The 19168-nt window shown below is 61.8% G+C and carries 20 protein-coding genes; 12 read left to right on the top strand and 8 right to left on the bottom strand.

Annotated features, from left to right (window positions below):
• Window positions 1–8: 8 nt before the first annotated feature.
• From C9I57_RS14025 to C9I57_RS14015, 3 genes are all read right to left on the bottom strand, one after another.
• Entirely contained in the window at window positions 9–2663 is a 2655-nt protein-coding gene (locus C9I57_RS14025; protein WP_107151405.1) for a TrlF family AAA-like ATPase, read from the bottom strand.
• 14 nt (window positions 2664–2677) lie between these two features.
• Entirely contained in the window at window positions 2678–2899 is a 222-nt protein-coding gene (locus tag C9I57_RS14020) for a CopG family transcriptional regulator (protein WP_219909871.1), read from the bottom strand.
• Window positions 2900–3150: 251 nt separating this feature from the next.
• Window positions 3151–3912: an MFS transporter gene (locus C9I57_RS14015; RefSeq protein ID WP_258187636.1), complete on the bottom strand. Its 762-nt coding sequence runs from the start codon at window positions 3910–3912 to the stop codon at window positions 3151–3153.
• Window positions 3913–4270: 358 nt separating this feature from the next.
• Here C9I57_RS14015 and C9I57_RS14010 point away from each other — a divergent pair, with 358 nt between their 5' ends.
• From C9I57_RS14010 to C9I57_RS13990, 5 genes are all read left to right on the top strand, one after another.
• Window positions 4271–4465 (top strand): hypothetical protein, encoded by a 195-nt coding sequence (locus tag C9I57_RS14010; protein WP_107151274.1) that lies wholly within the window; start codon window positions 4271–4273, stop codon window positions 4463–4465.
• 86 nt (window positions 4466–4551) lie between these two features.
• Window positions 4552–4962 (top strand): ester cyclase, encoded by a 411-nt coding sequence (locus C9I57_RS14005; protein WP_107151273.1) that lies wholly within the window; start codon window positions 4552–4554, stop codon window positions 4960–4962.
• A 189-nt stretch (window positions 4963–5151) separates the two neighbouring features.
• A complete protein-coding gene (locus C9I57_RS14000; protein WP_107151272.1) occupies window positions 5152–6390 on the top strand; it encodes an ABC transporter substrate-binding protein in 1239 nt (412 codons plus the stop codon).
• 31 nt (window positions 6391–6421) lie between these two features.
• Window positions 6422–7291: a carbohydrate ABC transporter permease gene (locus C9I57_RS13995; RefSeq protein ID WP_107151271.1), complete on the top strand. Its 870-nt coding sequence runs from the start codon at window positions 6422–6424 to the stop codon at window positions 7289–7291.
• Window positions 7261–8154 (top strand): carbohydrate ABC transporter permease, encoded by an 894-nt coding sequence (locus C9I57_RS13990; protein ID WP_107151270.1) that lies wholly within the window; start codon window positions 7261–7263, stop codon window positions 8152–8154. The genes C9I57_RS13995 and C9I57_RS13990 overlap by 31 nt, the downstream gene beginning before the upstream one ends.
• 122 nt (window positions 8155–8276) lie before the next feature.
• On the opposite strand, the gene C9I57_RS13985 is transcribed toward C9I57_RS13990, so the two are convergent.
• Window positions 8277–9011, bottom strand: coding sequence for an ABC transporter substrate-binding protein (locus tag C9I57_RS13985; protein WP_107151269.1), 735 nt, complete (start codon window positions 9009–9011; stop codon window positions 8277–8279).
• Between the two features lie 172 nt (window positions 9012–9183).
• Here C9I57_RS13985 and otnK point away from each other — a divergent pair, with 172 nt between their 5' ends.
• Entirely contained in the window at window positions 9184–10464 is a 1281-nt protein-coding gene (otnK, locus tag C9I57_RS13980) for a 3-oxo-tetronate kinase (RefSeq protein WP_107151268.1), read from the top strand.
• Window positions 10465–10496: 32 nt separating this feature from the next.
• Here otnK and otnC read toward each other — a convergent pair whose 3' ends face one another.
• The 4 genes from otnC to C9I57_RS13960 form a co-directional block, all read right to left on the bottom strand.
• Window positions 10497–11186, bottom strand: a complete 690-nt coding sequence (gene otnC, locus C9I57_RS13975) for a 3-oxo-tetronate 4-phosphate decarboxylase (protein ID WP_181321830.1) — start codon at window positions 11184–11186, stop codon at window positions 10497–10499.
• 123 nt (window positions 11187–11309) lie between these two features.
• A complete protein-coding gene (locus C9I57_RS13970) occupies window positions 11310–11840 on the bottom strand; it encodes a GNAT family N-acetyltransferase (RefSeq protein WP_107151267.1) in 531 nt (176 codons plus the stop codon).
• A 27-nt stretch (window positions 11841–11867) separates the two neighbouring features.
• On the bottom strand, window positions 11868–12269 hold the full coding sequence (locus C9I57_RS13965; RefSeq protein ID WP_107151266.1) for a type II toxin-antitoxin system VapC family toxin: 402 nt from the start codon (window positions 12267–12269) through the stop codon (window positions 11868–11870).
• The gene (locus C9I57_RS13960) at window positions 12266–12508 is read right to left on the bottom strand and encodes an antitoxin (RefSeq protein WP_107151402.1); all 243 of its coding nucleotides are present in this window, start codon (window positions 12506–12508) and stop codon (window positions 12266–12268) included. Before C9I57_RS13960 ends, C9I57_RS13965 begins: the two co-directional genes overlap by 4 nt.
• 407 nt (window positions 12509–12915) lie before the next feature.
• Between C9I57_RS13960 and C9I57_RS13955 the strand changes: the two genes are divergently transcribed.
• The 6 genes from C9I57_RS13955 to C9I57_RS13930 all read left to right on the top strand — a co-directional run bounded on the left by C9I57_RS13955 (window position 12916) and on the right by C9I57_RS13930 (window position 19158).
• Window positions 12916–14211 (top strand): gallate dioxygenase, encoded by a 1296-nt coding sequence (locus tag C9I57_RS13955; RefSeq protein ID WP_107151265.1) that lies wholly within the window; start codon window positions 12916–12918, stop codon window positions 14209–14211.
• A 131-nt stretch (window positions 14212–14342) separates the two neighbouring features.
• Window positions 14343–15692 carry an MFS transporter gene (locus C9I57_RS13950; protein ID WP_107151264.1) on the top strand — a complete coding sequence of 450 codons (1350 nt, stop codon included), beginning with the start codon at window positions 14343–14345 and terminating at the stop codon, window positions 15690–15692.
• A 112-nt stretch (window positions 15693–15804) separates the two neighbouring features.
• Window positions 15805–16830 (top strand): amidohydrolase family protein, encoded by a 1026-nt coding sequence (locus C9I57_RS13945; RefSeq protein WP_107151263.1) that lies wholly within the window; start codon window positions 15805–15807, stop codon window positions 16828–16830.
• Window positions 16831–16832: 2 nt separating this feature from the next.
• Window positions 16833–17516, top strand: a complete 684-nt coding sequence (gene ligK / locus C9I57_RS13940; RefSeq protein ID WP_107151262.1) for a 4-carboxy-4-hydroxy-2-oxoadipate aldolase/oxaloacetate decarboxylase — start codon at window positions 16833–16835, stop codon at window positions 17514–17516.
• A 20-nt stretch (window positions 17517–17536) separates the two neighbouring features.
• The gene (locus tag C9I57_RS13935; RefSeq protein WP_107151261.1) at window positions 17537–18250 is read left to right on the top strand and encodes a substrate-binding domain-containing protein; all 714 of its coding nucleotides are present in this window, start codon (window positions 17537–17539) and stop codon (window positions 18248–18250) included.
• The gene (locus C9I57_RS13930; RefSeq protein ID WP_107151260.1) at window positions 18247–19158 is read left to right on the top strand and encodes an NAD(P)-dependent oxidoreductase; all 912 of its coding nucleotides are present in this window, start codon (window positions 18247–18249) and stop codon (window positions 19156–19158) included. Before C9I57_RS13935 ends, C9I57_RS13930 begins: the two co-directional genes overlap by 4 nt.
• The last annotated feature ends 10 nt before the right edge of the window (window positions 19159–19168 follow it).

Raw genomic sequence — 19168 nt, 5'->3', positions numbered from 1 at the left:
GGTCGTTCCTAAAATCCGTATTTCTCTTTGCGCTGGGAGAATGCCTCGCGACCGCCTTCCAGAATGTCGGCCACGCGCTCGCGGATCTGCTGAACGTCAATGGAACCCTGTGCATCAGGGGGCATCTGTGCCTGCGCCTCGGATGCCGAAAATATCCCGATCCACTCTGCGTCGCCGAAGACGGGGATGTTCGCATTGTGGGTGGCAAAGAGGAACTGGCGCTCAGTCTTGGCTTCCCTCAACTGAGTCACGATTCGCTCGGCGATGAATGCATTGTCCAGGTTGTCCTCGGGCTGGTCCATGACGAGCGGATCATCGTTTTCGAGCAGCAGCAGGTGCAGGATTGCCGTGCATTGCTGTCCCGTGGATAGCTGATCCAGCGGCTTGAATATTTCGCCCTGATGGGCGACATTCAGTTCGATCAGGATTCGGTCCTGTAGGTCGATCTCTTCGAGTTCCAGTATGCGGCCACGATCGAGTCGCACGAGGGCCTCGACGACTGAGTTCTGCATGCCCCAGTCGTAGGTCAACGTCTTGAGCGCGGATTCCCCTTCCCGGATGGCCTTTACGAGGGCAGGGATGGTCAGCTCATCACCGGATTGGTCGATCCACGCGAGCTTCTTTTCACCGAGGCCAGGTAGCTGCAGCAGCAGTTCTTTCAGCGCCCGCCGCTGACCACCAATCTTGAGATTCAGCCGTAGTTTGCCATCAAGCTTGCGATTGAGCTTCTTGACGGCCGTGCGTAGTTCGTCGCTACGTCTGTCGCGCACTTGGGCGAATTCGTCCAGCAGGTTACGTCGCTGGGCTTCGAGTTCTGCCAGCAGTCTGTCGATTGTCGCCATGCGGGTTTCACCCGGGCGGATGGTTTCAATTTCGCGTAGCAGTTCCTGATAGGCACGCCCGACATCGCGACCTGGTTTGCCAGCAAAGGCGGGCAGGCTGGCGAAAACCTTTTCGAGGGTCGCCGACTCTTCGGCGAGCCGCGCATTGAGTTCCGTCTGCTGCGCCCTGACGGCTGCGCTGCTTTCACCATGCAGTGTGCGCAAATTCACCAGTTGTTGTGCGATCTGCGTGCGCACGGTATCAAGTACATGGCGAATCCGGCCGAGTATGTCCGCATGCGGCATTCCTTCCAGAGCCTTTTCGCTAAGGAAGGCAGTGTCCGGAAGGTTACCTTCGAGAACGGATAGACCTTCTGCGACGCGATCCATTTCTTCACTTGCCCGCAGGGAAAGCTGCCGCTCGCGCTCAAGTTTTGGCACCAGCGCGAGCTTGACTTCGAGTCCGAGTGACTGGAATTGCTGAACCTGCTCCGTGAGTTTGGGCAGACGTGCGACCTGAGCCTGCAGATCATCCTTCTGCCGAGCGGCTGCCAGCAGTTTTTCCCGGTTCTCTGCCAGTCGCCTGCCGACCGCGTGAAGCTCGCCCGTCAATGCAGTGCCGCCGGGCATAAAGCGGTTGAGAATCGCCGTCTGGCTGGCAGGGTCGCGTGCGAGCTCGAAAATCTCATTCTGGCCGTAGATCTCGATGCGGGGCAGTAGGTCATGCGGCTGCAGGGTCGACACCTGCCCATCGTCATCCTTGACGGCGGGCGGTTCTCCATAGCGGCGGGAGATGAGATATCCGCGACCGTTCTGTGCGTGAGAGCATATCGACAGTTCGATGCGACCACCTGCGCCGAGATTGGCCTTGACAATGTCCTCATGCTGCCGGCGTGCCGTGGCGGCACGCGGTGGCAGATCGAGCGCGTACCGCAGACATTCGATCAGCGTGGACTTGCCGGTTCCGCGACCGCCGATCACGGTATTCAGGTGCGCAGATAGGGCTATTGCGATGCCGTCGAGGTATCCCCCATGAAAACTGATCTGCTCAATTCGCGAGTAGTGGGCTTCGGGCAACTGACCAAGCCGGATGCGTGACTCGGGGTCCTTGAATGCTGTCACGAAGCCTTCGAAGCCCGGTCGCGTCATCTTGATCCAGCAGGTCGCGCCCGGGGCGGCGAGATCTTCCGGTTTGGCGACATCCTTCGCGTTAAGAACGGCGATGGGATGTACGCGGCGATAATCCGGGTTCCGGTTCAGGATGATGTCGCGGTAGTTGGCAGGCAGGTCAGAGGTCGGCCCCGGTATTTGTCCGGCCTTGACCAGCATTTCGTCTTTCCAAACATGCGACAGGCCTCCGCCGTCCTGATTAAGCCGCAGCAGGCCGTTACTCCCTGTCATATGTGCGGCATACCAGAACCCGCCGAGATCAAAAATAGTTTGGGCAAGATCTAGGCAGGTCTTGCGCGATGGTGCCACGGTGTCCTGCACCTGGGTGAGATCGAGCTTGCCAAGATAGCGGTTAAGCTGATCCCGGGTGGTACCCTCCGGGAACAGGCACACCATGTGGATCTTCTCGCTCGAGGCGATCTCGAACCCGGGAAAGACGACGATGCCGTGCGGCTCGAGAAAGTTTCGCAGACCATCGAGAGCATCCACGTTGCCATGGTCGGCGAGACCGACAACCCTTATCCCCCGGGCGAAACACTGGTCAAGCAACTGCTGGTTGTAGTCAGCTTCGCTCAGCCCGTGGTCGCCGCCGCGATATCGTGCCTGGTAGCCCGACGGATTGACCTGCAGGGCGCAGCGCCAGAATTGCGCCATCGTGTACTGGGCAGGCATGAGAACCTCGTTTTTCATGGGCGCGCCTTGCCTTCCGAGCGGTAGTTGGTCAAGGGGGCTGCCTGACCCTGACGCAGAAGTTTATCCACGGCCTTGCGCACGAGCCATGCAACGCTAACATCCTCCTGCTGCGCAATCGCCTGCAGAGCATCGAGTTGGTGTTTGGACAGCGTGACGGTCACGCGTTTGACTTCCGGGTCGACTGGACGGGTCATTTTGATTGCTGCAACTTGCATCAGGTCGCATAATTTTACTGCAAATGTGCTGGACCGGGCGCTGGAGTCGCAGGAGGATACGGGTGCATCCGGCCGGGGCGGGACCGGAGCAAAACTGTGGATGCGATGCGTTGACGCGGCGGGCAAAAGTCCCGATGCCGAGGCTGGTCACAACCGATAACGCGCAGATTGAGCATCGAGCCCTGTTGGAGCCGGCTCTTGTCGTCGTAGTTAAAAAATTGAAGTGCTGCGTCAGATGGTTTCGTTTGCGTTCAAAAACAGGCGTCGTTATCTTGGGGAGACTTCAAAACAGCGCTTCGATTTCGCGAGGCGAGGCGGTGGAGGCAATTGATTTTTGCGGGCTCGGCGCGTATCGGTTCAAACGAACGCGCTCGATGGCTTTTGCTATTGGAGCAGTACAACATCGAGCACGGCGGCGAGATGAAAAAACAAGATGCCTCGCATCGAGACACCATACCAACCCTTGGTTCACCGAGCCCGATCGAAGCAAAGCCAAATTTGTCGAACAGAAAACTGCCGAGCGGTGCGCCAGTGGCCAGTGCCACGAACATCGATGTTCCGATCCACGCGATCATTTTCCCGACCTTGCCCGGACCGGCGAGTGCGAGGCACCAGCTTTGCGAGCCAGTCATGATGAAACTCTCGGCGCCACCGAGCAGCGCGCGACCCACAAACAGAATCACGACAGACAGCGACGGGTTGCCGGAGAACATCAGGGACAACAGGTACAGAAGTCCGGCCAGCGCGGCCCATCCAAGGCCTGTGGAGACGGCGAACTTTGGTCCCCGCCGGTCTGCAATCGCGCCTGACCACAGTCGGGAGACGAGCGACGAAGCGAATTGGGCGCCGGAGACCAAGCCGACAGTGAATGTTCCGAAGCCGAGATTGTGATGGATGTGCAGCGGCAAAGCGGGCAGCGCCGCACCCGTGACCAGAAACACGGTGAAGACGCAAATCATCAGCGAGAGCAGAGGGCGGTTGGCCGCCGCCGAACGGTATTGCGATGGCGTCACGGGTATTTCCATCGAGCGGTGAGCTCGTCAGCATCGATCGGTCCAGCATCGTCTCGGCGCATCGTGCGCTCTACTTGGCGTCGAATTTAGCGTAATGGTTCAGATTTGGTTAGCCGGCGCTGGGTTGACGGACCAATGAACTCCATTCACAAAGCGGCAGCGACCAAGGTGGATGCGTCATCGCTTTGCCCGCCGTCGTGGCCAATTCGGCACCCGGGAAACCGTCGCCAGACGCGGTCAGCGCGTTGCAGCAGAAATACAAGCTGACTGACATCTAAGCATTCCAGAAATGCTTGTTTGGTCGGGCCAGTTCTGGACGCTAGAGTGAAATACCCACCCCTGCTGCGAGGTATTCTCCATGTCGAATGCGACGATTTCGCTGCTACAGCGATTGTTCAAGGGCCAAGCGCGCGTGTCCGAATACGCAAACATCAACCGTGGGGCTAGCGCTGAACGCCTTGCACAAGTCGAGGTTTGCGCGCGGCATGGCTATTTCAATGTGACCTATACGCCGATCATGTTCCCATTCGTAGCGGAAGTGCAGTTCGATTGAACGCTGAAATTCCGGCAGGTCGCCAAGTCGGGGCCCAAGCAGAACCTAGTAAGATTCGTTTTCGGAAGAAGCGATAGGGGGCCGCCGTGAGCCGGCTGGACTTGCGCACCATCTACCGGAACTACGTCGATTGCCTGAACAAGCGGGATTGGGCCTCACTCGGCCTGTTCGTCGACGCCGACGTCAGTCACAACGGTCGACCGATCGGCCTCTCGGGCTACTGCAAAATGCTGGAACAGGATGTCCGCGATATACCCGACTTGCATTTCGACATCGAACTGCTGGTGATCGAGCCACCTGTCGTCGCCAGCCGTCTGCGGTTCGATTGCACACCTAGGCACACCTTCCTCGGATTGAACATCGGCGGCAAGCGGATCGCCTTCACGGAAAACGTGTTCTACGCGTTTCGTGGCGACAAAATCGTCAACGTATGGTCGGTCATCGACAAGGGTGCGATCGAAGCGCAATTGCAATCCGAGTCACCCGGTCGTTCCTGAGCGCCCGGAAGCCATCGGTTCGCGCTGCTCGCCGTTCAATTCTCACCGGGCAGGCAGCGCCGCCTGCCGCACCGCCGCGTGCCATAAATCCTTAACGATCGGCGTTAACAATGACGGTCGTTTTTGGCCGCCAAGGCTACAATCCGCGTTGCACACGTATGCAACGTCGCGCCTATCGTGAGAGAGACCATGACTCTGCTTAACCGCCTGCGCGCGCTGTCCGCCGCCGTTGCTGTTTCTATCGCCGCATCGCATGCCTTTGCCGCGGATCTCGTCATCGCAGGGCGCGACGACATCTACGGCAAGGGCCTTGCCGAAGCCGTCGCCGGCTTCACGAAGCTGCATCCGAGCACCGAGATCGAGGTGCTGAAGCTGCCGAACGCGAATCTCTACCAGAAGCTCAAGCTGTCGATGCGCGAGGGCACTGGCGCATACGATCTCGTGATGATGGACGACATCTGGTCGCCCGAATTCATCGGCAACGGCTGGCTGAAACCGCTCCCGGCGTCGCTCGCGGACGCGGATCTGATCCCGTCCACGGTCGCGCTCGGACGCAACGCATCGGGCGAACTGTTCGCGCTGCCGATCGTCGGCAACGTCGAGATGTTCGCGTACCGGAAGGACCTGCTGGCCAAATACAACCTGCAGCCGCCGCGTAACTGGGACGATGTGGTCAAGATCGCGAGAACCGTAGGTGGTGCGGATAAGAGCGTGTCGGGCGTGGTCTTCCGCGGCACGAAGGGCAATCCAATCGTGACGGGCTTTTTGCCGATTCTCTGGGCGTACGGTGGCGACGTGCTCGACCGCTCGGGCAACGTGACGATCGATTCGCGCGAAGCGCAGGCGGCGCTCAAGACGTTCCTCGCGCTGAAGGCGTCCGCGCCGCAGGATGTCGACGTCTACGGCGCGGCCGAGGTTCGGGACGCATTACAGCGCGGCGCCGCCGCGCAAGCAATCGAAGTGTGGCCGGCGTGGATTCCCGCGCTCGACGATCCGAAGCAATCGCGCGTGGCCGGTCAGATCGCGCTGCAAGCGCCACCGGGGCAGACGGCCGGCCCCGCGCCGATGCTCGGCATCTGGCAAATGGCGATTCCGAAGGACGCGCCGCACGCAAAGCTCGCACAGGATTTCCTCGCGTACCTGAGCACGCGCGAGACGCAGACGCGCCTGGCCGCGATCGGCATTCCGCCGACTCGCAAGAGTGTGTACGAGGATGCCGCGCTCGTGCGCCAGTATCGCTGGTATCCCGATCAGTTGAAGGCGCTCGAAGCGGGCCGTGCGCGGCCGCGCGTGAAGGACTGGCAGCAGATCGAGAGCATCCTTGGCGATCAATTGCAGCTCGCGCTGACCGGCCAAGCCGCACCGGACGACGCACTGCGGCAGGCGCAGCAAAAGATTACGCAAGCGGTGGCCGCGGCGGGCAAGTGACCGCCGCCGCACGCTCGACGAGACAGCACGGATGAAGGCCTTCGGTCGCGGCCTGCCGTTCGTCGCACTGCTTGGGCCATCGATCGTCCTGCTCGCCGTGCTCGCGCTCTATCCGGTCGCGCAGGTCCTGATCGACTCATTCTGCCGCGTCGACTACGCGGCGGGCCGGCGCGTCTTCGTCGGCCTTTCGAACTACCGCGCCGTGCTCGCCGACGATGCGTTCACGATTGGCTTCGGCAACACGCTGCGCTTCAGCATCGTGGCGTCGCTCGCCGAGGTTGCGCTCGGCTCCTGCCTCGCGCTACTGTTCGTGCGCGCTTTCCCGGGGCGTAAGCTCGCGCTGCCGCTCGCCATCCTGCCGATGATGCTGTCGACGCTCGTATGCTCGGCGATCTGGCGCAATTGGCTCAACTCCAGCGGATTCCTTAACGCACTCCTCGCGATAGCTGGCGTGAGCGGTGTGCGATGGCTGTCGGACCCTCATCTGGCACTGTGGTCGCTGATGCTCGTCGACATCTGGCAATGGACGCCGATGGCATTCCTGATCGTACTCGCCGGTTTGCAGTCGATTCCGGAGGAGCTTCACGAAGCCGCGCGGACGGATGGCGCAAGCGAATGGCAGTGCCTGCGCGATATCACGCTGCCACTCGCCGCGCCGCAGATCGGGCTCGCGCTGCTGCTGCGCTCGATCGATACGTTCAAGCTTTTCGACAAGGTCTATGCGTTGACGGGCGGCGGCCCCGGCAACGCGACGCAGACGCTGTCGACCTACATCTATGACACCGGATTCCGCTTCTTCAACGTCGGGCCGGCGAGCGCCGCGTCAGTGCTGATGCTTGCGGCGTGCGCGGCGCTGGTCTCCGGATACGTATGGCAAACAGTCCGAAAGCGGCGCAACTGACGCGCAACGGCGTGGCGGCCCGGCATCGCGCGCGGGCCGGCCGTGCCGTGCTCGGTCGGGCGACGACCTGGTTGCTCCGCAGTGCGGCGCTGGCGTTGCTGTTGCTGCCGTGCGTTTGGATGGCAGGCGCCGCGTTCATGCCGACGCTGGAGCGTCTCGATCATCCGCTGCGAATGTGGCCAGCCGCGCCGACATTCGAACATTTTGCCTCGGTGTGGGGCAGCGGCATCGGCGCGCAGGTGTTCAACTCGCTGCTGGTTGGCGCCGGCACGACGCTGCTCGCGCTGTCGCTCGCGTTTCCGGCCGCCTACGCGCTCGTGCGGTTGCGTTTCCCCGCGCGTCTGGACATGCTCTTTCTCATGTTCGTGCTTGCGTTGAAGTTGATGCCTCCGATTACGATCGCTGTGCCGCTGTTCACGCTCGCGAAGCGTCTGCATCTGCTCGATTCGTTGGTCGGCCTGATGCTCGGGTACCAGATCTACGCGTTGCCGATGGCGATCTGGATGCTGCTCGCGTTCGTGCGCGAGGTGCCCCTCGAATACGAGGAAGCCGCATGCATCGACGGCGCGGGGCTGGCCCGGCGCCTGGTTCAGATCGTGCTGCCGCTCTGCGGGCCGGGGTTGATCGCGACCGCCGTCTTCGTGTTCATCGCCGCGTGGAACGAGTTCCTCTTGGCGCTTTTGTTCGTCTCGACGCCGAGTCGCTTCACGCTGCCGCTCGCGATCGCGGGTTACGTGACCGAGAACGGCATCGACTGGGGCGACCTGATGAGCGCGGGCTTGATCGCGTCGCTGCCAACGCTGGCGGTGGCCGGGTACGTGCAGCGCTATCTGCTGCGCGGCTTCGCGGGCGGGCTCAAATGACGCACGCGAGCCTGCCACCGGACTTCAGCCGCAACTGTGACGCAACACGCTTTTGACTGGCACGAGGCGCGTGAGCGATGCGCCGGCGGGTGTCCGCATCCGGATCGCTCGAAGGCAAAAATTTAGGTGAAGCTGGCTACGGTGGCGCCGACGATCCCATGCCGTCGCAATGCGTCGGCGACGAAGCCCGATGTTTTCATTTCCTCGACGAACTGAGAGAGCACGCCCGCCGCCGCCTCCCCGCGGCTCTTGGGTGTACCCATCGCTTGTCGAATGACCATGAACCGCTCGTCGAGTAGACGAAGCCCGCCGGTCTCCCGTGCATCGGCTTCGAGCTGCTGCTTGACGCCCGCGGCCACGTCCAAGCCTTGCTCCAGGAACGTTTGTACGACCGCTGGCGACGTAGGCGCCCGAACGATTTGGGCCGCCTTCAGTTCGCGCGTCAGGAAGAGGTCATAAGCGCTTCCCTTGCCGACGGCGACGCTGATGTCCGGTTGATCGACATCCTGATTGCTTTTGATGGGGGAACTGTCACGGACGAGATAGAAGCCTTCGATCAACACGTAGGGTGCCGTGAACGCAATCTTTTCAGCGCGCAGCGGATCGACCGCGAAGAATCCGAAATCGGCGCGCTCCTCGCTCACGGCTTGCACCGATTTGCCCGCCGCGTCGAACACGACCAATTCCAGCTCGACGCCCAGCCGTCTCGCGAACTCGCGTGCAAGGTCGATCGAAATGCCAAACGGCTCGCCGGTCTCAGCATTCTTGTTTGCAAGAATCGGATTGCCGAGGTTGATCGAGGCGCGCAGTTTGCCCGTCGGCGTGAAGGCGGAGATGACTGATTGATCGATTTTCATAGGCATTGATGGTTCGACTGCGGTCGGCTAGCAGTCCTAAGGTTCAAGGAGCTCTCTGATTCGCGAAAGCGCATCGAGCGTATGCAGCAAGTGTTCTCGCATTCATGCTACGCTGATAACGCCAGTTGCCTGTTTGGCGTTGTCGACGGCGCGGTGTGATTCCATTGGGAGTATGGCATTGAGCAGACCACTACTCGGCTGTATTGCCGATGATTTCACGGGCGGCACGGACCTGGCCAGCACGCTGGTGCGCGGCGGCATGCGCACGGTGCAGACGATCGGTGTCCCCGCGCAGGCCGAGGTACCCGATGCGGACGCGATCGTCATCGCATTGAAAACGCGAACGGTCGAGCCGGAGGAAGCTGTACGCGAGTCGCTCGCGGCGCTGGACTGGCTCAAAAAAACCGGCTGCGAGCAGTTCTTCTTCAAGTATTGCTCCACCTTCGATTCGACGCCAAAGGGCAATATCGGTCCGGTCGCCGATGCGCTGGCCGATGCACTCGGCGTCGACCTCGCAGTTGCCTGTCCGGCGTTTCCGGAGAATGGCAGGACGATTTACAGAAGCCACCTCTTCGTCGGCGATGTGTTGCTCAGCGATTCCGGCATGCGGGACCATCCGCTCACCCCGATGAGGGATTCCAACTTGGTGCGTGTATTGCAATCGCAAACGAGGCGCAAAGTGGGGGCGGTCAAGCTCGATGCCGTTTCTCGTGGCCCTGATGCGATCGCCGCGGCGTTCGATTCGCTGCGCAGCGAAGGCGTGCGATATGCCATCGTCGATGCGGTAGCCGATCGCGATCTGATTAGCATTGGCGCCGCGTTGTCGGGCCATCGACTCGTGACGGGAGGATCGGGCATCGCCATGGGCCTGCCGGAGAATTTCCGACGAGCCGGCAAATTGACGGCGGCCGTATCGGCGGCGTCGGATCTTCCGAACGTCATGGGGGCGAGCGTGATTCTCTCGGGAAGCTGCTCAGTGGCGACGAACGCCCAGGTGGAACACTGGAAGCGTTCACGCCCGGCATTTCGGCTCGACGCGCTGCAGCTTGCCGAGGGCGACGGGCAGATCGAAGACGCTATTGCCTGGTGTACCGAGCGGCTTTCCGGCGGGCCTGTGCTCATCTACGGAAGCGCGGCGCCCGACGTAGTAAGAGCCGCACAGCAGAAGCTCGGTGCGGATCGTGCCGGCGCGCTGATGGAACGCGCATTGGCCTCGCTCGCGAGCGAGCTCGTTCGACAACATGGCGTGCGCAAGCTGGTGGTTGCCGGTGGAGAGACCTCGGGTGCGGTCGTCAAGGCGCTCGGCGTTTCCGCCTTGCGCATCGGCGCGCCCATCGACCCCGGTGTGCCCTGGACGACAAGCAGCGGCAGTGAGCCGCTAGCGCTCGCGCTGAAGTCCGGCAATTTCGGCACTGCCGACTTCTTCGAGAAGGCGCTGTCGACAGCACCTTGATGCAATGGCCGCCGAAGCGGCGCTATGCCGCGTTACCAACGAGCGCCAAATGTATTGCGCAGCTCGTCGATGGCGTCCGTTGACAGCGGTGTGGCAGAGCGCGCGAGCGACATCCACAGCAACGCCGTTTCCTCGAGCTCTTCCAAAGCGAATGATGCTGCCGAGACGGTCTTTTCCCAAACCACCGGACCCAGTCGCTCGAGCAATACCGCGCGCACTTTCGGCGCGAGTACGGCGATCTGATCTGCAACTTCCGGTGCACCTGGCCGATGATATTTGATGAGCGGCACGTGGCCGACCTTCATCACGTAGTACGGCGTGATCGGCGGGATGATGTCGTCGATGCTCCAGACGCCAGACAATGTGAGCGCGACAAGATTCGTCGAGTGCGTGTGTACGACCCCGCGCGTTTCCGGTGAATTCTCGTAGATCCTGCGGTGAAGCGCGAGCGTTTTGGACGGACGCCCGCCTGATACGTGCTGCCCGTCGCAGCCCACTTTGGCGATATCGTTCGGATCGAGTCGGCCAAGGCATGCGTCGGTTGGTGTGATCAGCCCGCCATCGTCAAGGCGCGCGCTGATGTTGCCGGCGCTCCCCACTGTGTATCGGCGGGAGTAAAGACTTGCGCCTACCGTGCAGATCTCCTCGCGGATTTTGGATTCAGTAACTCCCACAGTTCCTCCAGCAGAGAATTCGTAGCCAAGATCGCGCGCATCGCGCATTCGGCCCTTCGCCGTCGGTAGCCCGGTGCCGATCGATGAATTGCACCACTTTGCAATGACATACATCGTCGCTCGGAGTGCCATCCAACGCGCGGATGTGACAAACGCCGCCGGGTTGTTCGTCTAGCCGTCGATTGGATGAGCGGGCGTATCCAACAGCAGCTGATAGAGCGCCATGTCGAGCCAGCGGCCGAACTTGAAGCCGATCTGGGGTAGGGTGCCTACGTGCTTGAAGCCAAGTCGTTCATGCAGCGCGATGCTTCCGGCATTCGTCGAATCGATTCCGCCCATCAACGCGTGCAAGTCCTTGCGTCGAGCCGCGGCGATAATTTCTTCCATCACCACGCGCCCCAATCCTCGACCACGATGGTCCTTGTGCACGTAGACGGAATGTTCCACCGTGTACTTGTTGGCCGGGAATGGCCGAAAGGGGCCGTAACTGCCGAAGGCCAACAGTGTTCCATCACTGTCCTCAACCCCAATCACCGGAAAGTCGCCGGCTTCTTTGGCGCCGAACCAGCTGACCATGGTCTGCATGGTCCGAGGCTTGTACTCGTAGAGCGCGGTTGAATTCAGGATGGCATCGTTGAAGATCTCGAGGATCACATCGGCATGCCGATCGAAAGTGCAGCGCACGATGGAGTATTCGCTCATTACGTTTTCCTTGCAGGATCGAACCCGTCATGGTAGGTCGGCGTGCCAATCTTCGACCGTCAAGCCTGCTACTCGCGAGAACTCTCGCAAGTTGTGCGTGACAAGCACCAATTGGCGCGCACGCGCTTGTCCCGCGATCAGCACATCATAGGGGCCGATCGGCGTACCGGCGGCGGCCAATTGCGCGCGGATTTCACCGGCGTGTTGCGCATCCTCGGCGTCGAACTCAACCACCTCAAACTGCAACGCCTCAATGCGCGCGAGGTTCGCGGCGGCACGCTGACTTTTGTAGGCGCCGTAAAACAACTCATGCGCGACGATCGACGGTAGTCCGAAGTCCGACGGCAGGTGTGTGCGCAGCCGCGCGAGCACGGACGGCTCGCCCTTGAGCGTCGCAATCACGGCGTTGGTGTCCAGCAGGTACTTCATTTGAAGAAGTCCAACCCCGGCCGGTCCTGATCGGCGGGCTGCGTAATGGCTGCGGCCTCGAAGTCGGCGTCGACAGGGCCAATGAGCGGCATCAGCCACTCCCAGCCCTGCGGCACAGGTTCCAAGATCACTGCGGCCCCGTGCCGACGGATCCGCACCTCCGTCGTCTCGAACCGGAAGTCCTTGGGCAGACGCACGGCCTGTGATCCGCCGTGTCGGAAGATTTTGGCGATGTGCATCTGACCCTCCATTTCGAGTATCTACATAATGTATCTATTCTAATGGAAATGCCCAGCGCTCGCATAGTGCCTGTCCTAAGCGATGAAATCCGCCTCGACAAAAAGTGGGTAGCCTCTACCTAAACGCACAGAGGACTTTGCGACTTTATTTCGTCGCTATCGAAAAAGCTTATCGGGCCGAGTCGCCGCCCGGCGAGGACGATGCGCGTGCCGAAGAATGCTCCCAATGCCCTTGCGGCGCGGATCGTCGGGCGATTGGGAGTCTTGCCTCAGTGACGAAAAGCAGGCTCCGCAACGGCTCGGCCCGATCGAATCTAGTTAACCCGTACGTTCAAACAGGCCGGCGGCGCGTGTAATCTCGGGACCCATGACTCGCCGACATGGGCGGGTAACCAAGGATCACTGAAATGGCACGAATTGTCGGAGGCATCGCGGCGTCGCATACGCCCACGATCGGATTTGCGTTGGACAAGAACAAGCACGACGATCCCGTCTGGGCGCCGATTTTTGCGAGCTTCGCACCCGTAGCCGCGTGGCTCGCCGAGAAACAGCCGGACGTCTTGCTGCTGATCTACAACGATCACGTGACCTCGTTCTTCTTCGATCATTATTCGGCCTTCGCGCTAGGCGTCGGGGCGCAGTGGAAGGTGGCCGACGAAGGCGGCGGGGCGCGCGAGCTGCCGCCGATCGAAGGCCATCCTGCGCTGGCGGCGCACATCGGCAGGTCACTGATGGCGGACGAATTCGACATGTCGTTCTTCCAGAACAAGGCGCTGGATCATGGTTGCTTTTCGCCGCTGTCGATGCTGTGTCCGCACGAACACGCGTGGCCGACAAAACTGATCCCGCTGCAGATGGGTGTCCTGCAGCTTCCGATTCCGACGGCGCGGCGTTTCCATAAGCTCGGGCAGGCGCTGCGACGCGCAATCGAAAGCTATCCCGAAGATCTACGCGTCGCCATCGTCGCGACGGGCGGCTTGTCGCACCAGGTGCACGGCGAGCGCGCCGGCTTCAACAACAGCGAGTGGGACCATCGCTTTCTCGACCTCTTCGAACGTGACCCGGAGCAGCTCGCTGAGATGACGATCGCCGAATACGCGACGCTCGGCGGCTTCGAAGGGGCCGAAGTCGTCATGTGGCTCACGATGCGCGGTGCGTTGCCGGCCAGCGTCGTCTGCAAACACCGCAGCTATTACTTGCCGTCGATGACGGGTATCGCCACCGCGATTTACGAAGGGGCGGAAGACGAGGCCTGGCCGGCTGCCGTCGGGCGTCATCGCGACCGCATCGCGCAGCAACTGGAAGGCATCGACAAGCTCGATGGCACCTATCCGTTCTCCATCGATGTGGCGGTCAACGCATTTCGGATCAACAGCTACTTGCATCGAATGGTGGAGCCCAGTCATCGGGAAGCGTTCCTGCGCGATCCGGAGGCCAGCTTCGAAGCCGCTGGATTGACTCAGCGAGAGCGCGACTTGATTCGCCGACGCGATTGGCGTGGGCTGCTGCACTACGGTGCCATTTTCTTCGTGCTCGAAAAACTCGGCGCCGTAACCGGCGTTTCGAACCTTCATATCTACGCGGCTATGCGCGGGGAGACGTTGGAAGCGTTCCAACAGACACGCAATGCGCCGGGCGCTCTGTACTCAGTGGCGGGCAAGGCCACCGGCGATCTCGATTGGGATCGAAGCGACTCGCATTAGCAGCGCCGAGAGGCATTTCACCGCACCGGCTTTCGGCCGCGTTTCGACGCGGCGGGGAAGAGTTCGCCCTTGAAAAACGATAAGGGCCAACCGGTGCGCCGACATACCACGAGAGAGACAGGAGACAGACGATGACCAGTGGGAAAGCAATCGACATCAAATCCTTTATCGACGAGCGGCCCATATCGCCGTACCAATGGCTGCTCGTGGTGCTCTGTTGCCTCGTAGTGATTGCCGACGGCATGGACGTCGCCATTATGGGTTTCATCGCGCCGTCGATCATCCGCGAATGGGCTATTTCGCGGCCCGAGTTCGGTTTGGTGATGAGCGCGGCACCCATTGGACTGGTGATCGGTTCGCTCGTTGCGGGGCCGAGCGCCGATCGCTTCGGCCGCAAGAATGTACTGATCGCATCGGTGTTCTTATTCGGCGTGTTCACGATCGCGACGGCGCAGGTGCACTCCCCGGCGGCAATGGCCGCGTTGCGCTTGCTGACCGGTATCGGTCTCGGCGCGGCGATGCCGAATACGACGACGCTGTTGTCGGAGTACGCCCCGCAGCGTAAGCGTTCGCTCATGATCACGCTGATGTTTACCGGCTTCAACCTGGGCTCGGCACTGATCGGATTCGTCGCGGGCTGGCTGATTCCCTTGCATGGCTGGCGCTCGGTATTGCTGTTCGGCGGTGCGCTTCCGCTGGCGCTGATTCCGCTGCAGTGGTGGCTCCTGCCGGAGTCGGCGCGTCTACTGGCGGTGCGCGGTGCATCGCGCGAGCGCATCGGCGCGCTTTTGGGCAAGGTGTGCGGCGCGCGCTTTTCGGTCGATGACGTGTTTGTCTCGACGGAACCTCCGTTGCCTACGCGCAAGCCGATCGGCGTTCTTTTTTCGCACGGCTATGGCTTTACGACCATCGCGCTGTGGGTAACGTATTTCATGGGTCTGCTCGTCATCTATCTGCTGACCGGTTGGCTGCCGACGCTCATCAAGGACGCGGGGCTCTCGGTTACGACGGCGGCGAATGTGACGGCGATGTTCCAGATCGGCGGCACGATCGGCGCAATCGCCGTGGGTTGGCTGATGGACAAGGTGCGACCAGCGCCCGTCATCAGCGCGGCGTATTTGGGCGGAGGCGTCTGTGTCCTCGGCTTGGCGTGGATCGGCGCGCTTTCGTCGTCCCTGGCGCTCCTTGTGTTCGCCGCAGGCTTTTGCATGAGTGGCGCGCAGACCGGCCTCAACGCCTACGCGCCGGGCCGCTATCCCACGGCGGCGCGGGCGACGGGTGTGAGCTGGATGCTTGGGATGGGGCGCTTCGGCAGCATTTTCGGATCCGCGATCGGCGGGGCGCTGCTCGGGCTCGGATGGGAGTTCGTCGGCATCCTCTCGATGCTGGCTGTGCCTGCGGTCCTCGCCGCCACCGCGATCCTGATGGCGCAACGTTCGAGCGAAGATGCGGCGACGGTCGAGCCCAATGCCGCGCATTGAGCGAGCCCGGCAGGATGCCTAGGTTCATGCCTTTCGATTCATTCCGTGCGGTATGTATGAGCCGCGCGCCGCGGAGTGACGAACGGCAAATGATTTTCTGTTAGGGGAAGCAATGATCATCGATATCCATGGCCACTACACGACCGCGCCGAAAGCGTTGGAGGCATGGCGCAACCGGCAGATCGCGGGCATCGCGGACCCGTCCGAGGCGCCCAAGGTGTCCGACCTGAAGATCGACGACGATGCGCTGCGCGAATCGATCGAATCCAATCAACTGCGGCTAATGCGAGAGCGCGGCATCGATCTGACGGTCTTCAGCCCTCGGGCCAGTTTCATGGCGCATCACATTGGGGATTTTCAAATTTCGAGCACTTGGGCGGCGATCTGCAACGAGCTCTGTTATCGCGTGAGCCAGCTGTTCCCCGAGCAATTCGTGCCCGCGGCCATGCTGCCGCAAAGCCCGGGCGTGGACATCGCCACCTGCATCCCCGAGCTCGTCAAGTGCGTCGAGCAGTACGGCAGCGTGGCCGTGAACTTGAATCCCGACCCATCCGGTGGACATTGGACGAGCCCGCCGTTGTCGGACCACTACTGGTATCCGATCTACGAGAAGATGGTCGAGTACGACGTACCGGCGATGATCCATGTCAGCACGAGCTGTAACGCGTGCTTCCATACGACGGGCGCACACTATTTGAACGCGGATACCACGGCATTCATGCAGTGCCTGACCTCGGATTTGTTCCGCGATTTTCCGACGTTGCGCTTTGTCATACCGCACGGCGGCGGCGCGGTGCCTTATCACTGGGGACGGTTCCGCGGGCTCGCGCAGGAACTGAAAAAGCCGCTGCTCGAGGAACACCTCCTACGCAACGTCTTTTTCGACACGTGCGTCTATCACCAGCCCGGAATTGATTTACTCACGCGCGTCATTCCGGTCGACAACATCCTGTTTGCGAGCGAGATGATCGGCGCGGTGCGGGGGATCGATCCGCGGACGGGGCACTATTTCGACGATACGAAACGCTATATCGAGGCGGCGCACATCGATGCGCAGGATCGCCACAAGATTTACGAGGGCAACGCGCGACGCGTCTATCCGCGCCTCGACGCAGCCCTTAATCGGAGAGAACGTTGATGATGTACGAATTGGGCGTGGTCTACCGCAATATCGCGCGGGCTGACAAAAATATCGCCGAGCAACTGGGCGCGTTCGGATCGGCGACGGTGCACGAAGCCATGGGGCGCACCGGGCTGCTCAAACCCTATATGCGGCCGACTTATCGGCACGCACACGCGTGCGGGACGGCCGTCACCGTGCTGTTGCAGCCTGGCGATAATTGGATGATGCACGTCGCCGCGGAGCAGATTCAGCCGGGCGATGTCGTTGTTGCGGCAGTCACGGCCGAGTGCACGGATGGCTATTTTGGCGATCTGCTGGCGACCAGCTTTCAAGCACGGGGTGCAAGAGCGCTCGTCATCGACGCGGGTGTGCGGGACGTTCGCGTGCTCGAAGAAATGAAATTCCCCGTCTGGAGCAAAGCAATCTCGGCGAAAGGGACGATCAAGGCGACGCTCGGTTCGGTCAACGTTCCGGTCATCTGCGCGGGGGCGCTCGTCAATCCAGGCGACGTCGTCGTTGCGGACGACGACGGCGTGGCAGTAGTGCCCTCGCGCATGGCAGGACAGATTTTGGAAAAGGCCGCTGCCCGCGAAGCCAATGAGGCGGCGAAACGCGCGAAGCTCGCCTCCGGCGTGCTCGGCCTCGACATGTACGGCATGCGGGAGCCGTTGCGCCAGGCCGGCCTGCGCTACGTCGATTGAAAACGAAGGCGGCAGGGCATATGAGTATTGATGCAATCGCAACGGCGCCGATCAGCGGCATTTCGTCGATGGCGACGAGTCAGTTGCTGGCCGAACTAGCGAGCGAATACGAGCGGCGTTCAGGCCTGCGCGTGCGGATCGAATCGGTCGGGGGCGTGGATGCGGCGCGACGTGCGAACGATGGCGAGCCATTCGACGTCGTCGTACTCGCGGCCGATGCGATCGATCGTCTATCGGCCAATGGGCGCATCGAACCGGACGGGCGCATCGACGTGGCGCGTTCAGGAATCGCGATGGCGGTGCGTGCGGGGCAGCCGTGCCCCGAGATCGGGACCACGGCGGCACTTCGCGAGACGCTGCTGGCTGCGCCCCGCGTCGGCTATTCGACGGGGCCGAGCGGTAGGCATGTCCTTGCCTTGTTCGAACGGCTCGGCGTCGCCCAAGCGATGTCTGCCCGTCTCGTGCAGGCGCCGCCCGGCGTACCCGTGGGCACGCTCATCGCGCGCGGGGAAGTCGAAGTGGGCTTTCAACAACTGAGCGAACTGATTCGTCTGCCCGGCATCACTGTCGTCGGGCCGCTTCCTTCGGGCGCGCAGCATATGACGATTTTTTCGGCTGCGGTGTGCTCGGCATCGACGCGAAAAGTAGACGCGAAAGGACTGCTCGCTTTTTTGGCATCGCCCGCGGCCGCGCCGGTGATCCGGCATCACGGTATGGAGCCCATCAATTCATGAGTTCGATCGAGCGGATTGCGTTCATCGGTTTTGGGGAAGCCGGCAGTATTCTCGGCGCCGCGCTCAGCTTGAAGGGCGCCGCGGTCGCGATGTTCGACCGCTTGCTCGACGATCCGGCCGCCGCGCCGGCCATGCGGGCGAAAGCCGAACACCTCGGCGTGCGGCCTGCCATGACAGTGGCCGATGCAATCTCGGGCGCGCGACTGATCATCTCGGCCGTCACGGCCGCCTCGGACGAGCAAGTTGCACAGGCGGTCGCCATATGCATGACGGCCGGCCAAGTCTATGTCGACATCAACTCTGTCTCGCCCGCGATGAAGCGGCGCGCGCAACGGCTGATCGAGGGTGCCGGCGGCGATTACATTGAATCGGCCGTGATGGCGCCTGTTCCTCCGTACGGCTTGTCGGTGCCGATGCTGCTCGGTGGCCGGCGCGCCGCAGAGGTCGCCGCGCAGTTGTCGGCGCTTGGTCTCAACGCTCGCGTGGTGTCGGATAAGGTCGGCGTGGCATCGGCCGCCAAAATGTGCCGCAGCGTGATGATCAAGGGCATCGAAGCGCTGACGGTCGAGTGCTTGAGCGCTGCGCGAGCCTATGGCGCCGAGGAGATCGTGCTCGCTTCGCTACGCGAGACCTTCGACAAGATGCGCGAGACGCCGGATTTGCCCGGGTATCTGATCAGCCGCGTCGCAGAGCACGGCCGGCGGCGCGCGGAGGAAATGCGCGAAGTCGGCAAAACGCTCAGCGACACAGGCATCAAGCCCTGGATGAGCGAGGCGTGCGCGCAGCTTCAGGATAGGTTCGTCGATGATATGGACGCGCGCCACATGCACTATCCGGCATTGTTGCCTTTTGTTTGGCGGGACGTGATCGACCGGCTTTTGCCTGACCGGGACGACGACGACGAATAAGCCAGTCGGC

Source organism: Trinickia symbiotica (assembly GCF_003028655.1).
GTDB classification, from domain to species: Bacteria; Pseudomonadota; Gammaproteobacteria; order Burkholderiales; family Burkholderiaceae; genus Trinickia; species Trinickia symbiotica_A.
This window is presented reverse-complemented; position numbering and strand designations above follow the sequence as displayed.

What these genes read in the sequence shown, in the direction of transcription:
- C9I57_RS14025 (WP_107151405.1), bottom strand. Translation starts at nt 2,663, where the DNA reads ATGCCTGCCCAGTACACGATGGCGCAATTCTGGCGCTGCGCCCTGCAG.
- C9I57_RS14020 (WP_219909871.1), bottom strand. Translation starts at nt 2,899, where the DNA reads ATGCAAGTTGCAGCAATCAAAATGACCCGTCCAGTCGACCCGGAAGTC.
- C9I57_RS14010 (WP_107151274.1), top strand. Translation starts at nt 4,271, where the DNA reads ATGTCGAATGCGACGATTTCGCTGCTACAGCGATTGTTCAAGGGCCAA.
- C9I57_RS14000 (WP_107151272.1), top strand. Translation starts at nt 5,152, where the DNA reads ATGACTCTGCTTAACCGCCTGCGCGCGCTGTCCGCCGCCGTTGCTGTT.
- C9I57_RS13995 (WP_107151271.1), top strand. Translation starts at nt 6,422, where the DNA reads ATGAAGGCCTTCGGTCGCGGCCTGCCGTTCGTCGCACTGCTTGGGCCA.
- C9I57_RS13990 (WP_107151270.1), top strand. Translation starts at nt 7,261, where the DNA reads ATGGCAAACAGTCCGAAAGCGGCGCAACTGACGCGCAACGGCGTGGCG.
- C9I57_RS13985 (WP_107151269.1), bottom strand. Translation starts at nt 9,011, where the DNA reads ATGAAAATCGATCAATCAGTCATCTCCGCCTTCACGCCGACGGGCAAA.
- otnK (WP_107151268.1), top strand. Translation starts at nt 9,184, where the DNA reads ATGGCATTGAGCAGACCACTACTCGGCTGTATTGCCGATGATTTCACG.
- otnC (WP_181321830.1), bottom strand. Translation starts at nt 11,186, where the DNA reads ATGCGCGATGCGCGCGATCTTGGCTACGAATTCTCTGCTGGAGGAACT.
- C9I57_RS13970 (WP_107151267.1), bottom strand. Translation starts at nt 11,840, where the DNA reads ATGAGCGAATACTCCATCGTGCGCTGCACTTTCGATCGGCATGCCGAT.
- C9I57_RS13965 (WP_107151266.1), bottom strand. Translation starts at nt 12,269, where the DNA reads ATGAAGTACCTGCTGGACACCAACGCCGTGATTGCGACGCTCAAGGGC.
- C9I57_RS13960 (WP_107151402.1), bottom strand. Translation starts at nt 12,508, where the DNA reads ATGCACATCGCCAAAATCTTCCGACACGGCGGATCACAGGCCGTGCGT.
- C9I57_RS13955 (WP_107151265.1), top strand. Translation starts at nt 12,916, where the DNA reads ATGGCACGAATTGTCGGAGGCATCGCGGCGTCGCATACGCCCACGATC.
- C9I57_RS13950 (WP_107151264.1), top strand. Translation starts at nt 14,343, where the DNA reads ATGACCAGTGGGAAAGCAATCGACATCAAATCCTTTATCGACGAGCGG.
- C9I57_RS13945 (WP_107151263.1), top strand. Translation starts at nt 15,805, where the DNA reads ATGATCATCGATATCCATGGCCACTACACGACCGCGCCGAAAGCGTTG.
- ligK (WP_107151262.1), top strand. Translation starts at nt 16,833, where the DNA reads ATGTACGAATTGGGCGTGGTCTACCGCAATATCGCGCGGGCTGACAAA.
- C9I57_RS13935 (WP_107151261.1), top strand. Translation starts at nt 17,537, where the DNA reads ATGAGTATTGATGCAATCGCAACGGCGCCGATCAGCGGCATTTCGTCG.
- C9I57_RS13930 (WP_107151260.1), top strand. Translation starts at nt 18,247, where the DNA reads ATGAGTTCGATCGAGCGGATTGCGTTCATCGGTTTTGGGGAAGCCGGC.